This window comes from Leifsonella bigeumensis, assembly GCF_039537265.1.
Lineage (GTDB): Bacteria > Actinomycetota > Actinomycetes > Actinomycetales > Microbacteriaceae > Terrimesophilobacter > Terrimesophilobacter bigeumensis.
The window spans coordinates 760,243-775,100 of record NZ_BAABAE010000003.1 but is presented as its reverse complement, the minus strand read 5'-3'; the positions used below and the strand labels follow the sequence as shown (position 1 = coordinate 775,100).

12 protein-coding genes are annotated in these 14,858 nt (G+C 69.0%); 3 read left to right on the top strand and 9 right to left on the bottom strand.

Features of this window, described 5'->3' with window-relative positions; all coding sequences use genetic code 11:
- Window positions 1–147 precede the first annotated feature (147 nt).
- Window positions 148–558, top strand: a complete 411-nt coding sequence (locus tag ABD678_RS08805) for a DUF4870 domain-containing protein (RefSeq protein ID WP_344755777.1) — start codon at window positions 148–150, stop codon at window positions 556–558.
- 74 nt (window positions 559–632) lie between these two features.
- Window positions 633–1,007, top strand: a complete 375-nt coding sequence (locus ABD678_RS08800; protein ID WP_344755775.1) for a DUF4870 domain-containing protein — start codon at window positions 633–635, stop codon at window positions 1,005–1,007.
- Between the two features lie 106 nt (window positions 1,008–1,113).
- Here ABD678_RS08800 and hemW read toward each other — a convergent pair whose 3' ends face one another.
- The 5 genes from hemW to ABD678_RS08775 all read right to left on the bottom strand — a co-directional run bounded on the left by hemW (window position 1,114) and on the right by ABD678_RS08775 (window position 7,478).
- Window positions 1,114–2,355 (bottom strand): radical SAM family heme chaperone HemW, encoded by a 1,242-nt coding sequence (hemW, locus tag ABD678_RS08795; protein ID WP_344755773.1) that lies wholly within the window; start codon window positions 2,353–2,355, stop codon window positions 1,114–1,116.
- A 33-nt stretch (window positions 2,356–2,388) separates the two neighbouring features.
- Window positions 2,389–4,152: an acyl-CoA dehydrogenase gene (locus tag ABD678_RS08790; RefSeq protein ID WP_344755770.1), complete on the bottom strand. Its 1,764-nt coding sequence runs from the start codon at window positions 4,150–4,152 to the stop codon at window positions 2,389–2,391.
- A 115-nt stretch (window positions 4,153–4,267) separates the two neighbouring features.
- Window positions 4,268–4,933 carry a DUF1990 family protein gene (locus ABD678_RS08785; protein ID WP_344755768.1) on the bottom strand — a complete coding sequence of 222 codons (666 nt, stop codon included), beginning with the start codon at window positions 4,931–4,933 and terminating at the stop codon, window positions 4,268–4,270.
- Between the two features lie 57 nt (window positions 4,934–4,990).
- Window positions 4,991–6,877, bottom strand: coding sequence for a translation elongation factor 4 (gene lepA, locus ABD678_RS08780; protein WP_344757134.1), 1,887 nt, complete (start codon window positions 6,875–6,877; stop codon window positions 4,991–4,993).
- Window positions 6,878–7,079: 202 nt separating this feature from the next.
- Window positions 7,080–7,478: a DUF5655 domain-containing protein gene (locus ABD678_RS08775; protein WP_344755766.1), complete on the bottom strand. Its 399-nt coding sequence runs from the start codon at window positions 7,476–7,478 to the stop codon at window positions 7,080–7,082.
- A gap of 195 nt (window positions 7,479–7,673) precedes the next feature.
- Here ABD678_RS08775 and rpsT point away from each other — a divergent pair, with 195 nt between their 5' ends.
- Entirely contained in the window at window positions 7,674–7,934 is a 261-nt protein-coding gene (gene rpsT, locus ABD678_RS08770) for a 30S ribosomal protein S20 (RefSeq protein WP_344755764.1), read from the top strand.
- A 146-nt stretch (window positions 7,935–8,080) separates the two neighbouring features.
- Here rpsT and holA read toward each other — a convergent pair whose 3' ends face one another.
- The 4 genes from holA to leuS form a co-directional block, all read right to left on the bottom strand.
- The gene (gene holA / locus ABD678_RS08765; protein WP_344755762.1) at window positions 8,081–9,088 is read right to left on the bottom strand and encodes a DNA polymerase III subunit delta; all 1,008 of its coding nucleotides are present in this window, start codon (window positions 9,086–9,088) and stop codon (window positions 8,081–8,083) included.
- A 31-nt stretch (window positions 9,089–9,119) separates the two neighbouring features.
- Window positions 9,120–11,489 (bottom strand): ComEC/Rec2 family competence protein, encoded by a 2,370-nt coding sequence (locus tag ABD678_RS08760; RefSeq protein WP_344755760.1) that lies wholly within the window; start codon window positions 11,487–11,489, stop codon window positions 9,120–9,122.
- Between the two features lie 8 nt (window positions 11,490–11,497).
- Window positions 11,498–12,139, bottom strand: coding sequence for a ComEA family DNA-binding protein (locus tag ABD678_RS08755; RefSeq protein ID WP_344755758.1), 642 nt, complete (start codon window positions 12,137–12,139; stop codon window positions 11,498–11,500).
- Between the two features lie 139 nt (window positions 12,140–12,278).
- Window positions 12,279–14,828, bottom strand: a complete 2,550-nt coding sequence (gene leuS / locus ABD678_RS08750; protein WP_344755756.1) for a leucine--tRNA ligase — start codon at window positions 14,826–14,828, stop codon at window positions 12,279–12,281.
- Window positions 14,829–14,858: the final 30 nt, after the last annotated feature.

Genomic DNA, 14,858 nt, shown 5'->3' with positions numbered 1-14,858 from the left:
CATACCACAAAGCAGGCGTTGCACCCACGGGGCAGGGGCAGTACCTTATGGGTGAGCTTGTGCCCTACCCTCCCATGAGGGGCATGCCAAGGCCGGCCCAGTCCGCACCGTCAGGCATCGGACTCGAACACCTGAAAGGCAAAGTTAATGACTGATCAAACTCCACCGGCCGCAGCGCCGCAGCCGGCGGCACCGTTGACGGCTGCCGAGGACAAGCAGTGGGCGATGTTCGCGCACTTCGGCGGAATCCTCTGGATCCTGCCGTCGCTCATCATCTTCCTCGTGTTCAAGGACCGCGGCACGCTCACCAAGCAGGAGAGCAAGGAAGCCCTCAACTGGCAGATCACCTTCCTGATCATCTACATCGCGTGGGCGATCATCAGCGCGATCCTGACCTCGGTCTTCATCGTCAGCGGGCTGTGGGGCATCCTCTGGATCTTCACCCTCATCGGATGGCTCATCTACCTCGCCAACGTCGCGTTCTCGATCATGGGCGGCATCAAGGTCAATGGTGGCGGCAGCTACCGCTACCCGGTCAACTTCCGGTTCATCAAGTAGTTTCATCAAGTAACTGCGAAGAGTTTTCTGGGAGAGCCGGGCCAGGTGCCCGGCTCTCCTGCTTTAATGGGAGCATGTCAGATTCCATGCCGACCCCTCCCAACCCCTACCAGGCCGCGCAGCCACTCAGCCCGGCCGACGAGAAGCTCTGGGCGATCCTCGTGCACCTCGGCGGGATCTTCTTCAACTTCCTGCCCGCGCTCATCGGCTACCTCATCCTGAAGGATCGCGGCCCGTTCGTGCGCCAGCACACCGGTACCGCGCTCAACTTCCAGATCACGCTCGTCATCGCCTACTTCGTCGGTGCGATCACGTCCCTCATCGTCATCGGACTGCTGATCCTCGCTGCGGCGGCCATCGGGAACATCGTGTTCTGCATCCTTGCCGCCGTCGCGGCGAACAAGGGCGAGTACTACGAGTACCCGCTCGCGATCAAGTTCATCAAGTAGACCTCTTCCGGTCGAGCCTGTCGAGATCTCGATTTCGGCAGGCTCAATCCGAGAAATACAGGCTCAAGCCGAGAAGTACAGGCTCAATCCGAGAAGCATGGCCGCGTCACGCCAGCAGCTGCCGCACCACGGCATCCGCGAGCAACCGCCCGCGCAGGGTCAGCGCCACTGTGCCGTGCAGCGCGGCCTTCGGCTCGACGAGGCCGTCCGCGATGAGGCCGGCGACCGCCGCGCGCCCCGCATCCGTGAGCTCGGCCGTAGACAGCCCCTCCCGGATGCGCGTCGCCAGCAGCACCCGCTCGACGCGGCGCGTCTCTCCGTCGAGGCTCTCGCGCCCGGCCGCCGGTGACTGACCGGAGAGGATCCGCTCGGCGTAGGCCGCCGGGTGCTTGACGTTCCACCAGCGCACACCGCCGACATGGCTGTGGGCGCCGGGGCCGATCCCCCACCAGTCGTGCCCCTGCCAGTAGGCGAGGTTGTGGCGCGACCGGTAATCCCGGCCGGCTCGATCCGAGGTCTGTCGAGCCCAGTTGCTCACCTCGTACCATTCGTAGCCTGCCTCGCCCAGCATCCGGTCGGCCAGCTCGTACTGCTCGGCCGCGAGGTCATCGTCGGGCTGGGCCACCTCGCCGCGGCGGATCTGGCGCGCGAGCTTCGTGCCGTCCTCGACGATGAGCGAATAGGCGCTCAGGTGGTGAGGCTGTTCGGCGATCGCCGCCTCGAGCGACGCACGCCAGTCGTCGAGGCTCTCCCCCGGCGTGTTGTAGATGAGGTCGAGGCTGACGTCGAGGCCGGCATCCCGTGCCCAGCGCACGACGAGCGGGATGCGCGCGGGATCGTGGGTGCGCTCGAGCGTGGCGAGCACGTGCGGGACGGCGGACTGCATCCCGAAGGACACCCGGGTGAACCCGGCGGCACCCAGCGCGCGCAGGTAGGCGGCGTCGACCGAGTCGGGGTTGGCCTCCGTGGTGACCTCGGCGCCCGGAGCGAGCCCCCAGGTGTCGCGCACCGCGGAGAGCATCGCGACGAGATCGGTGACGGGAAGCAGGGTCGGTGTGCCCCCGCCGAAGAACACCGTGGAGGCGGGCCGGCCGGGCAGCCCCGCGCCGTCGAGCACGGATGCGGCGAGCGCAATCTCCCGGATCGCCTGGCCCGCGTAATCCGCACGTTTCGTACCACGCAACTCCTCGGCGGTGTAGGTGTTGAAGTCGCAATAGCCGCACCGGACCCGGCAGAACGGCACGTGCAGGTAGACCCCGAAATTGCGCCTGGCGACGCCCTCGGCGACGGATGCCGGCAGCAGCCCGTCGAGCGGTGCCGGGTCGGCGATGGGCAGGGCGGAGGGCATGAGCCCATTGTCTCGCAGCCGGCGGGCAGTCGGTCAGGAGGCGAGCGCGTCGGCGTCGAGCGCGAAGAGGTCCTCGGCACCCGCGGTCGCGGCCGCGAGCAGGCCCGAGGCCTGCGGGAGCAGCTGCCCCGCGTAGAAGCGCGCGAGCACGAGGCGATCGCCGGGCTCCGCGATCCCCGCTTCGGCGAGCGCAGCCTTCGCGAGCAGCCAGCCTCCGACGACGAGCCCCCACATCCGCTGGTACGGCGAGGAGCCGGCGAGCGCGGCGTTCGGGTCGGCGGCACCGTTCTTCAGCATCCACTTCGTCGCGCTCTCGAGAGCGTCGAGCTGGGTGCCGAGGGAGGAGCGGATTCCGTCGAAGCCCTCGCCCGCCGCCGCCAGTTCGCCATCCAGTTCGCGCATCTGCGCGATGAACTCGAGGAAGGAGGCGCCGCCGCGCACTCCGAGCTTGCGCCCGACGAGATCCGCGGCCTGGATACCGTTGGTGCCCTCGTAGATCGCGGTGATGCGCACATCACGGTAATGCTGGGCGGCGCCGGTCTCCTCGATGAAGCCCATACCGCCGTAGATCTGCAGCGCGAGCGAGGTGAGCTCGCTGCCGAGGTCGGTGCCGAAGCTCTTGCAGATCGGCGTCAGGAGACCGACGACCTCGGAAGCGCGGGCACGGGTTGCCTCGTCCGGGTGGAACTGGGCGACGTCCATCTGCGCCGCGTTGAGGTACATCATCCCGCGAAGGGCGGCGATGTAGGCCTTCTGGGTCATGAGCATCCGGCGCACGTCGGGGTGGTCGACGATCGGCGAGTCCGAGGTGGCACCGATCGCCTTGCCCTGGATGCGCTCCCGCGCGTAGCCGAGCGACTCCTGGTAGGCGCGCTCGGCAACAGCCAGGCCCTGCATCCCGACGGAGAGCCGGGCGCTGTTCATCATGACGAACATGATGCGCATGCCGATGTTCTCCTCGCCGATGAGGTAGCCGGTCGCCTCGTCGTACTCGAGGACGCAGGTCGGCGACCCGTGGATGCCGAGCTTGTGCTCGATCGAGAGGCAGTTGACCGCATTGCGCTCCCCGAGCGAGCCGTCCTCGTTCACGAGGAGCTTGGGGACGATGAAGCAGGAGATGCCACGCGTGCCGGCCGGGGCATCCGGAGTGCGGGCCAGCACGAGGTGCACGATCTGTTCTGACAGGTCGTGTTCCCCGTAGGTGATGAAGATCTTCTGGCCGCTGATGGCGTAGCTGCCGTCGTCGCGCTTGACCGCGCGGGTCGTGAGGGCTCCGACATCCGACCCGGCCTGCGGCTCGGTGAGGTTCATCGTGCCGGTCCACTCGCCGCTGATCATCTTCGGCAGGTAGCGCTGCTTCTGGTCGTCGCTGCCGTAGGCCAGGAGCGCGTCGATCGCGCCCTGGGTCAGCAGTGGGCAGAGCGCGAAAGCCATGTTGGAGGAGGTGAGCATCTCCTGGATGGCGAGCCCGACCGACCAGGGGAAGTTGCCGCCGCCGAACTCGTCGGGGAAGGGGACGGCGCCCCAGCCGGCCTCGACGTACTTGCGGTATGCGTCCTTGAACGGTGCAGGCGTGCGCACCGAGCCGTCCGGCTGGCGCTGCGACCCCTCGGCGTCGCCGATGCGGTTCGTCGGCGCGACGACCCCGGCCATGAAGTCGCCGGCGTCCTCAAGGATGCCGACGACCGTCTCGAGGTCGGCATGCTCGAACTCCGGGAGCGCTGCGACGTCGCGGTATCCCGCGATGTGCTCGAGAACGAAGGCGAGGTCGGCGACGGGAGGACGATAGTCGGTCATGGCTCCAGCGTAGCCACGCGGCCGCCCCGCTCCCGCAGCATTGGTGCCGGACGACAATCGACCGCCGTTTCGGCGAGCGGTGATCGGTGGAACTCCACAGTCGGCCGCCCCGACCTCAGCCGAGCGGATCGGAGAGCGACCGGAAGTACCGTCGGGTGATCATCGTCTGGGTGAGCCGCAGCACCGGATAGACCATCCACCACAGCCAACCTGCAGGCCTCGAGAACGCCCGGATCGTGAGCCACACCGAGCCGTCCTCCGTCTGGTCGACGATGAAGGCCTCCTCGCCGCTCTCCGGATGCCCCGGGAGCGTCCCGTAGGCGAATCCCTTGCGGTTCGGCTCGTCGATCACGTAGATGACCCTGCAGGGCGCGTGGACGCCGAAGAACCAGAACGGGACGACGAGAAGCGCGGTGTCACCCGGCGCGATGAAGGACTGGCCCTCGGCCCCGTAGACGACCTCGCTCTCTTCGCCCGAGCCTGCTGTGAGCTCTGGAGCGACCGGTCTGCCTGCCCCGTCGAAGGCGACCGGAGTGTAGGTGCCCTCGGTGACCTCGGCGGGCGACTCGTTCAGCTGCACCCGCATCCCGCTGCCCCGCTGGATCCCCCACGTCATGGTCGACTGCCAGGCGTGCTCCCACCGCGCGACACCGTGCCCGATCCGCGAACGCTGTTCGAACGGCCTGAACCCCGTGGGAGGGAATGCCAGGAGGTCGGGCGCCTTCGTGCCGCCGACCGCCCCGTAGGTGACGGTCGCGTCCCAGGGCGGCTGGCGGCTCATGGCCGATGCTCCGTACCGCAGAACGCGCATCTCGCCGCTGCCATCATGACCAGAACCCTACTTCTTGTCCTTCTTCTCGACATCCCCCGAGAGCGCGGCGATGAACGCCTCCTGGGGCACCTCGACGCGGCCGACCATCTTCATGCGCTTCTTGCCCTCCTTCTGCTTCTCGAGGAGCTTGCGCTTGCGGGTGATGTCACCGCCGTAGCACTTGGCGAGCACGTCCTTGCGCATGGCCCGGATGCTCTCGCGCGCGATGATGCGCGCCCCGATCGCCGCCTGGATGGGCACCTCGAACTGCTGCCGCGGGATGAGCTCACGCAGGCGCCCGGTCATGAGCACCCCGTAGGCGTAGGCCTTGTCCCGGTGCACGATCGCGCTGAACGCATCCACCTGCTCGCCCTGCAGCAGGATGTCGACCTTGACGAGATCGGCCTCCTGGTCGCCGTGCGGTTCGTAGTCGAGGCTCGCGTAGCCCTGCGTGCGGGACTTCAGCTGGTCGAAGAAGTCGAACACGATCTCGCCGAGCGGCATCGTGTAGTGGAGTTCGACGCGATCCTCGCCGAGGTATTCCATGCCCTGCATGGTTCCACGGCGCCCCTGGCAGAGCTCCATGATCGTCCCCACATAGTCCTTCGGGGCGAGGATGGATGCCTTCACCACGGGCTCCCGAACGCTTGCGATCTTGCCGCCGGGGAACTCGCTCGGGTTGGTCACCGTCACGGTCTTCCCGTCGTCGCTCGAGACCTCGTAGATGACGGAGGGCGCCGTCGTGATGAGGTCGAGCCCGAACTCGCGCTCCAGCCGTTCGGTGACGATCTCCAGGTGCAGCAGGCCGAGGAATCCGCAGCGGAAGCCGAAGCCGAGCGCCACGGAGGTCTCCGGCTCGTAGACGAGCGCGGCATCCGAGAGCTTGAGCTTGTCGAGGGCGTCGCGCAGTTCCGGGTAGTCGCTGCCGTCGATCGGGTAGAGGCCGGAGAACACCATGGGTTTCGGCTCGGTGTAGCCCGGGAGCGCCTTGGTCGCCGGCTTGACGGCGGTCGTGACGGTGTCGCCCACCTTCGACTGGCGCACATCCTTCACCCCGGTGATGAGATAGCCGACCTCGCCGACACCGAGGCCTTTCGTCGGCACCGGCTCCGGGGAGCTCACGCCGATCTCGAGCAGCTCGTGGATGGCGCGTGTCGACATCATCTGGATGCGCTCGCGCGGGGCGAGCGACCCGTCGATCATGCGCACGTACGTGACGACGCCGCGGTAGCTGTCGTACACGGAATCGAAGATCATCGCGCGCGCCGGGGCACTCGCGTCGCCCTTCGGCGCCGGGATGCGCTCGACGACGCGGTCGAGCAGTTCCTCGACGCCGACGCCGGTCTTGCCGCTCACCCGCAGCACGTCCTCGGGGTCGCCGCCGATGAGACCCGCGAGCTCCTTCGCGTACTTCTCGGGGTCGGCGGCCGGCAGGTCGATCTTGTTGAGGACCGGGATGATCTCCAGGTCGTTGTCGAGTGCGAGGTAGAGGTTCGCGAGGGTCTGCGCCTCGATGCCCTGCGCTGCGTCGACGAGCAGGATGGCGCCCTCGCAGGCGGCGAGGCTGCGGGAGACCTCGTAGGTGAAGTCGACGTGGCCGGGAGTGTCGATCATGTTGAGGGCGTAGGTCTGGGGCTTGCCTGCAGGCGCGGAATCTCCGGTCGAGCTCGCCGACCCCCCCCACGGCATCCGCACCGCCTGGCTCTTGATCGTGATCCCGCGCTCGCGCTCGATGTCCATACGGTCGAGGTACTGGGCGCGCATGTCGCGGTCGGAGACGACGCCGGTGATCTGCAGCATCCGGTCGGCGAGAGTCGACTTGCCGTGGTCGATGTGCGCGATGATGCAGAAGTTGCGGATGAACGCGGGGTCGGTCGCCGACGGCTCGAGCGCCTTCAGTGCTTTCGGGGTCACGCGTTCCTCAATGCTGGTTGCTGCGGCCACCCGCGGGGTTTGGCGGGGTCGGACAATTCTCCCATGTTCTGCGGGGCGGGCATGCCCGAGTGATGCCCGATCGGACGAGTGTGGCCGCCTCGGCATGCACACTCGTCCGCTGGACCATCATTCGGCGCCGAACCGCGACGAGGTCCTGCCGGAGAGAGTGCCGTGGAGACGGCTACTCGCGGATCGCCGGGCCCAGGAGGTGATCCCCTTCGCCGACCCTGAACGCCTCCCGGACCCAGTCGAGGAAGGTCTCATCGAGTTCCGCCACGGAGGCGAGGCGAAAATGGTTCACCCAGAGGCGCTTCGTGTACGGCGCTGCGCTGCGGATTCGGGGGTCGCCGAGAAGCGAGCGACCGAGGTCGAGGTAGCCCTGGACCCCGCTTCGGGTCGGCCGAGCACCGGCGAAGCCACGGCGGGCTCCCTTGAAGGTGATGGTGGTCTTCGACACCGAGATGGTGACCGGCCCGCAGTCGAGAATGGCCCGTTCGACGGCCCGGTAGAGCGCAACCTGTTCGGGAACGGCACCCTCGAGGTGGTCCGCGACCGTCCAGATCCGCTCTGACCCTGCCACGCTGCCTCCCCAGTGAGATGCCCGTCATTTCTGTTTGGTTTCGGATTGTCCGAAACTGGCGACGCTCTGATAAAGTTACCTGTTGGCTCGCGCGGCATTCGTTACGGATGTGCTGCGAATCGAAAGCCCACATCGACTCTCCCGGCCGATCGGCCGTGACATCAGACTGCTCGACAACAACGAAAAGGTTCACCAGTGGCAAACATCAAGTCGCAGATCAAGCGCATCGGCACCAACCGCAAGGCGACGGAGCGCAACAAGGCCGTCAAGAGCGAGGTCAAGACCGCGATCCGCGCGACCCGCGAAGCCATCGCCGCCGGTGACAAGAAGGCCGCGGCAGCATCGCTCGTCGCCGCGACCCGCAAGCTCGACAAGGCGGCCAGCAAGGGCGTCATCCACAAGAACCAGGCGGCGAACCGCAAGTCGTCGATCGCCAAGCAGGTCGCCGCGCTGTAACAGGCGCCATCACTTCTGAGAACGCCCCGGTCACCTCGACCGGGGCGTTCTTCGTCGATGCGGTGACGCGAAAACGGGCGAATCCGGGGTCGCGGGTGCGCGCACCCCAGATTTGCCCGCGTTCGCGAGCCTGGCGAGCGTCAGCGTCAGGGCTGCGCGCCGCGCGCGCTCACGACGTTGACCATGCGCTCGAGCGCGTACACCGGATCGCGCCCGGCCCCCTTGACCTGGGCATCCGTCTCGGCGAGCAACTGGATGCCACGTGCCAGGCCGTCCTCGGTCCAGCCCTGCAGGTCGCGCTTGGCTCGATCGACCTGCCAGGGGGCGAGCCCGAACTGCTGGGCGAGCTGGCCTGAGCTGCCGCGAGCCCCGGCCACCTTCGCCATGGTGCGCAGCTTGCTCGCGAACGCGGCGACGATAGGCACCGGATCGGCGCCCGAGGCGAGCGCATGGCGCAGCAGCACGAGCGCCTCGCCGTGCCGACCGGCGATCGCCGTGTCGGCCACGCGGAACGCGTTCGTCTCCACGCGGCCCGAGTAGTAGCGCTCGACGGTCGCCTCGGTGACCTCATCCCCCGCGTCGGCGAGCAGCTGACGGCAGGCCGCCGCGAGCTCGGCGAGATCCTCGGTGAACGCTGCGACGAGGGCGCGAGCGGCGCCCGCGGTGATGCGGCGGCCGGCGGTGCGGAACTCCGCCGTCACGAAGTCGAGCTTGTCCGACTCCTTCTTGATCTCGGTGCAGGCGATCTCGATGCCGCCGCCGAGCCCGCCCCGCAGCGCATCCAGGAGCTTCTTGCCGCGGACACCGCCCGCGTGTCGCAGCATGAGATAGCAGTCTGCGGCCGGGGCCTCGAGGTAGCCGAGCGTCTCAGCGATGAACGCATCGGTGCACTTCTCCACGCCGGTGACCCGCACGAGCCGCGGCTCGCCGAAGAGCGAGGGGCTTGCGAGCGTCGCCAGCTCACCCGGCGCGTAGGCGTCGGCGGCGATGTCGCTCACCTCGAGGCTCGAATCCTCGGCGCGCAGGATGTCGCGCAGCAGCCCGATGGCGCGCTCGGCGAGGAAGTCCTCCGTGCCGGAGACGAGCACGACCGGGGCAGGGCGCACCTTGTCCCAGGCGAGCTGCGGGATCCGCGCCGCACCGGCTGCCGCCATCCGCACCCTCCCTCGCCTCGTCCGAACCAGCCTAATGCGCGCCGACGTCACGGCCGGCCGCGCGCTCGGTCCACACGCTGACGGTGCCGCCAGGGCCGGGCGAAACGAGGATCATGCCCTCGAGGTCGGTGCGGGCGATCGCCGTTCCAGCATCCTGCAGTATGCCGAGCAGCCGATCGGTCGGGTGCCCGTAAGTGTTCTCCGCGCCGGCACTCACGATACCGACCCGGGCATGCAGCCGTTCGTAGAGTCGCGCGCTCTGATCGGCGGAACCATGGTGAGCGACCTTGACGAGGTCGACAGGGGCCGGTCTCGCCATACCGAGCATCCTCGACTGGGACTCCTCGCCGAGGTCCCCGAGGAAGAGGGAGCTCAGGCAACCCTGCGGGCACGGGCCGACGCCCTCGAAGCGCACCACCACGCTCGCCGCATTGCCGGGCTCGAGAGTGCCGAGCCTCGAGGGCGGCCAGAGCACCTCCCAGCGCAGGTCGCCGAGCGTTCCGACGGTGCCCCGGGCGGCCTCGTGGACCTCGGCGCCGGCATCGGCCAGGGAGGTGCGGAGGGCCGTGTCGTGCTCGTCCGAGACCGGCCCGACGATCGCCTGCTCGACCATTCCGAGCACCGCCGAGGTCCCTCCGACATGGTCGAGGTCGTAGTGGCTGAGCACGAGCAGCCTGATGCGCCGGATGCCCAGCTCATCCAGGCAGCGCGCGAGCCGCGCAGGATCCGGGCCGGTGTCGATGAGGGCGACCTCGCCCGCACTGCGCACGAGCACCGCATCGCCCTGCCCGATGTCGCACGCCGCGACCTGCCAGTCGTGCGGGAGCGACATCCGACGGCCGAGCCCCAGCCCGAGAAGCGAACTCGAGTAGGCCAGGAGGGAAGCGACGAGCAGGATTCCCAGCATCCGGGTGGCGCGATCGCGGCGGCGGAACAGGACGACGAGCACGAGCGCCGTGACGGCGGCGAGCAGTGCGACGCCGACCATGCCGGGCACCCAGGGAGCCTGCGCGGCAGGCAGGGCGGAGAAGAACCGGGCGACCGCGGCGATCCACGACGCCGGAAGCCAGGCGATCGCGGCCAGAACCCGCCCGAGCGGTTCGAAGACCGGCAGCACGATACAGGCGGCCAGCCCGAGCACGGTGGCGATGGGTGCGGCCGGTTCGCTCAGGATGTTCGCGACGACCCCGTAGACCGGCACGGCCGGGTTGAGGAGGATGAGTACCGGCTGGCAGGCGAGCTGCGCAGCCAGTGGGATCGAGACGAGCATCGCGAGCCAGGCGGGCAGCCACCGGGCGAAGAGGGCCGCAAGCGGACCGGAAAGCACGAGGAGCCCCGCCGTGGCGAGCACCGAGAGGATGAACCCGTAGCTGCGCGACAGCCATGGGTCGACCGTGAGAAGGATGACGATGGCGAGCGAGAGCACCGGGACCCCGCTCGCCGGGCGTCCGGCGAGGAGCGCGCCGAGCACGAGCCCCGCCATGACGGCGGCCCTCAGCACGCTCGCCTCCGGTGTGACGAGCACAACGAATCCGGCGAGCACGACAACCGAAGCCGCGATGCGCGTGCGGCGGGAAAAACCGAGCGCAGCGCCACCGAGCATGATGAGGCCGACGACGACGGCGCAGTTCGCGCCGGAAACGGCCGTCAGGTGGCTGAGCGACGTCGCCTTCATCGATCGGCCGAGGGCGTCGCCGACCCTGCTCGTGTCCCCGATCGCGAGCCCGGGCAGGAGGGCTCCCCCGTCGCCGGGGAGCGCCGCAGAGGCCGCCAGGAACGACGATCGCAGCCCGTTCGCCCAGTCGAGGAACCAGGGCGGCCCGGCGACGGCGGCCGGACTGCCCCTGGCGAACAGCAGGAACTGCGCGCTCTCCCCCGGGGCCGCCCCGGCGATCGTTCCGGATGCCTCGATGACGGTGCCGATCCCGCCCACCGGGGCCGAGCCGAACAGCAGGGCGGGCACCTCGATCCCCTCGAGGCTGGTTCCGCCGATGACGGCATCGGTGATGGTGACCCGCACCGGGCCGGGTCGCCCCGTGGAGAGCCCCGCGCCGGCTGGGGGTCTCGCCGTGACGGTCTCGCCCAGCACAGCGACGACCCTGAGATACCGTCCCGAGGATGCCGCGTCGAGGAGCGCGGCGGGGCGCCGCGCCGCCGAATGGATCGCAGCGCTCGTGAGGAGCAGCGCGCAGGCGACGCCGACGACGGTGAGGGTCGCGAGCACACGGCGACCTCGCCCGGCCACGAGGGCTGCCGCACCGCACAGCGCGCTCACCACCCAGGCGCCGACCGCGGCGGGAGCCAGCAGCCCCGGCATCCCGAGGATCGCGCCGAGCACCACCCAGCCGGCGGCCGCGGGGATCGCGAGTCGGGCATCCACCCGCCCGAAGCGCGCGCCCATCGCGACCATCAGATCGTCACGAGGTCCTTGAGCCCCGCGAAGGTCTTCTCGCCGATGCCCGAGACGCCGAGCAGGTCCTCGATCGAGGTGAAACGTCCGTTCGCCGCCCGCCAGGCGAGAATGCGCGCGGCGAGCGCCGGGCCGACGCGCGGGAGGGTCTCGAGCGCCGCGGCATCCGCGGTGTTCAGGTTCACCTTGCCGCCGACGGTCCCGGATGTCGGCCCGCCGCCGGGCCGTGCGCCGGCCTCCCCCTCCCGCGGGACATAGATCTGCTCGCCGTCGCTCAGGAACCGGGCGAGGTTCAGTTGCCGCCGGTCTGCACCCTCGGCGTAGCCGCCCGCCGCAGCGATCGCGTCGATCGCCCGGTCACCGTCGCGCAACTGGTACAGCCCCGGACGGCTCACCGCCCCGAGGATGTGGACGTAGATCGCGACACCGCTCGCGGATGCCTCGGCACTCGGCGCCGCCGCCCCGGTGCCCGCCGCCCCGGTATCCGGCGCGCTGATGACCGTCGTGGTGCCGCCATTCGCGGAGAGCGCCGTGACGAGCACGGCGATGCCGAGGCCGACGACGAGCAGGACCACGGCAGCCCCGAGCCCCACCCGGAATCGGCTGGTGCACGAAGCCGTGAGCGGGTCGGCCAGCGGCATGCGCCGAGGCTAATCGCGTCAGCGCACTCCCCTGCTCCCACCCGGGACCAAAGGTGCACTACCGCTCGAGGAACCGTCTGTGGAGGAGCAGAGCCGACGCCCGGGCGCGCGGGAGAACCGAGTCAGCGGGAATACCGAGTCAGCGGGTGACGATGTTGACGAGCCGCGGAGCGCGCACGATGACCTTCGCGATCTCACGGTCGCCCACGGTGCGCACGATCGCCGGCAGCGCCCTGGCCTGCGCTTCGAGCTCGGCCGGTGTGGCCCTGGGGCTCACCTCGATGCGGTCGCGCAGCTTGCCGTCCACCTGCACGACGCAGGTCACCGACTCGGCGACGAGAAGCGTCGGGTCGGCCTTCCGCCAGCCGTACAGGGCGATGGGTGGCGGATAGCCGAGCGCCTCCCACATCTCCTCGGCGGCATACGGTGCGAAGAGACTGAGGGTCAGGGCGACGGTCTCCGTCGCCTCGCGCACCGCGGCATCCGCAGCCCCTGGGCCGCTGTCGATCGCCTTGCGGGTCGCGTTGACGAGCTCCATCACGCGAGCGACGACCACGTTGAACTTGAAGCCCTCGATGAGCCCGGGCGCATCCGCAAGCAGGTGATGGGTCACTCGGCGCAGGGTGGCATCGCCGGTCTTCCAGTCCACATCCGGCGAGCTCGTCACATCGTGGGCGAGCCGCCACGCGCGGGCGAGGAACTTCGCGGAGGCGTGCGGTGCGACATCCGCCCAGTCGATGTCGTCCTCCGGTGGGCCCGCGAAGGCCATCGTCAGTCGCACGGCGTCGACCCCATGCTCCTCGAGCTGGTCGCTCAGGCGCACGAGGTTGCCCTTGCTCTTGCTCATCGCCGAGCCGTCCATGAGCACCATGCCCTGGTTGAGCAGTGCGCTGAAAGGCTCGGTGAAGGTCACATAGCCCAGGTCGAAGAGCACCTTGGTGATGAATCGTGCGTACAGCAGGTGCAGGATGGCGTGGGTCACCCCGCCGACGTACTGGTCGACGGGCGCCCACTTCTCGGCCTCGGCCGGGTCGAACGCGCGCGCGTCGTCGTGGGGGTTCAGGAACCGCAGGAAATACCACGAACTGTCGACGAAGGTGTCCATGGTGTCGGGATCGCGCCGCGCCGGGCTGCCGTCGACCGGATTCGCGACCGCCATCCACTCCTCGGCTCCGCCGAGCGGCGACGTGCCCTTGGGTGCGAGGTCGAGCCCTTCGGTCGGGGGCAGCTCGATCGGCAACTGGTCCTCCGGCACCGGGACGAGCTCGCCGTTCTCGCCATGGACGATCGGGATGGGCGTTCCCCAGAATCGCTGGCGTGAGATGAGCCAGTCGCGCAGCCGGAAGTTCTTCGCCGCCCGGCCGGTGCCTGCCGCCTCGAGCAGCTCGGTCATCCGGTGGATCGCGTTGGACTTGCTGAGGCCGTCCAACGGGCCGGAGTTGATCATCCGGCCGTCGCCATGCAGCGCGACACCCGTGCCGCCGGGGTCCAGCGGCGGCAGATCCTCGGGCATCTGTCCGTCGACGATGACCGGGATCGCCCCGGTGATGGGCGCGTTCGTGTCGACGACGACGCGCACCGGCAGGCCGAACTTCCGGGCGAAGTCGAGGTCGCGCTGGTCGTGGGCCGGTACCGCCATGATCGCGCCGTGCCCGTAGTCGGCGAGCACGTAGTCCGCCGACCAGATCGGAACGCGCTCGCCGTTGACCGGGTTGACCGCCCAGCGCTCCAGGAACACGCCGGTCTTCTCCCGGGTGGCGTCCTGCCGCTCGATCTCGGTGTTCTTCTGCACCTCGGCCAGGTAGTCGGCGAACGCGGCCTGCACCTCGGGGGTCGAACCGGCGACGAGCTCGGCCGCGAGCTCCGAGTCCGGCGCGACGACCATGAAGGTGGCGCCGTGCAGGGTGTCGGGACGCGTCGTGAACACCGTCAGGGGCGTATCGCGACCCTCGATCATGAAATCGACGTCGGCACCCACCGAACGGCCGATCCAGTTGCGCTGCATCGATAGCACCTTGGACGGCCAGGACCCCTCGAGCTGGTTGAGGTCGTCGAGGAGGCGGTCGGCGTAGTCGGTGATCTTGAAGTACCACTGGGTGAGCTTCTTCTTGACGACCATGGCACCGGATCGCTCCGAGGTTCCATCCGCGAGCACCTGCTCGTTGGCCAGAACCGTCTGATCCACCGGGTCCCAGTTGACCCAGGAGTCCTTGCGGTAGGCCAGCCCCTTCTCGTACAGCTTCAGAAACAGCCACTGGTTCCACTTGTAGTACTCGGGGTCGCTCGTGTGCAGCACGCGATCCCAGTCGAAGGATGCGGCGTACAGCTTCATCGACCGCTTCTGCTGCTCGATGTTGTCGTAGGTCCAGCCGCGCGGGTCGACCCCGCGCTTGATCGCGGCGTTCTCCGCGGGCAGCCCGAAGGAGTCCCAGCCGATCGGGTGCAGCACGTTGAAGCCCTGCTGGCGCCAGTAGCGCGCTATGACGTCGCCGAGCGCGTAGGCCTCCGCGTGGCCCATGTGCAGGTCGCCGGAAGGATACGGGAACATGTCGAGCACGTACTTGCGCGGCCGGGTGTCGTCGGGGTCGCTCGTGCTGAACGGCTTGAGCTCGTCCCAGACCGCCTGCCATTTCGCCTGGATGCGGGCGACGTCGTACCCGGATGCGTCATCGGCGTGATGGTGTGCCACGGCAGTCTCTCTTCGTGCGGAGGGGTGGGT

Coding starts and splice junctions, on each gene's coding strand:
- ABD678_RS08805 (WP_344755777.1), top strand. CDS start 148: ATGACTGATCAAACTCCACCGGCCGCAGCGCCGCAGCCGGCGGCACCG.
- ABD678_RS08800 (WP_344755775.1), top strand. CDS start 633: ATGTCAGATTCCATGCCGACCCCTCCCAACCCCTACCAGGCCGCGCAG.
- hemW (WP_344755773.1), bottom strand. CDS start 2,355: ATGCCCTCCGCCCTGCCCATCGCCGACCCGGCACCGCTCGACGGGCTG.
- ABD678_RS08790 (WP_344755770.1), bottom strand. CDS start 4,152: ATGACCGACTATCGTCCTCCCGTCGCCGACCTCGCCTTCGTTCTCGAG.
- ABD678_RS08785 (WP_344755768.1), bottom strand. CDS start 4,933: ATGAGCCGCCAGCCGCCCTGGGACGCGACCGTCACCTACGGGGCGGTC.
- holA (WP_344755762.1), bottom strand. CDS start 9,088: ATGGCGGCAGCCGGTGCGGCGCGGATCCCGCAGCTCGCCTGGGACAAG.
- ABD678_RS08760 (WP_344755760.1), bottom strand. CDS start 11,489: ATGGGCGCGCGCTTCGGGCGGGTGGATGCCCGACTCGCGATCCCCGCG.
- ABD678_RS08755 (WP_344755758.1), bottom strand. CDS start 12,139: ATGCCGCTGGCCGACCCGCTCACGGCTTCGTGCACCAGCCGATTCCGG.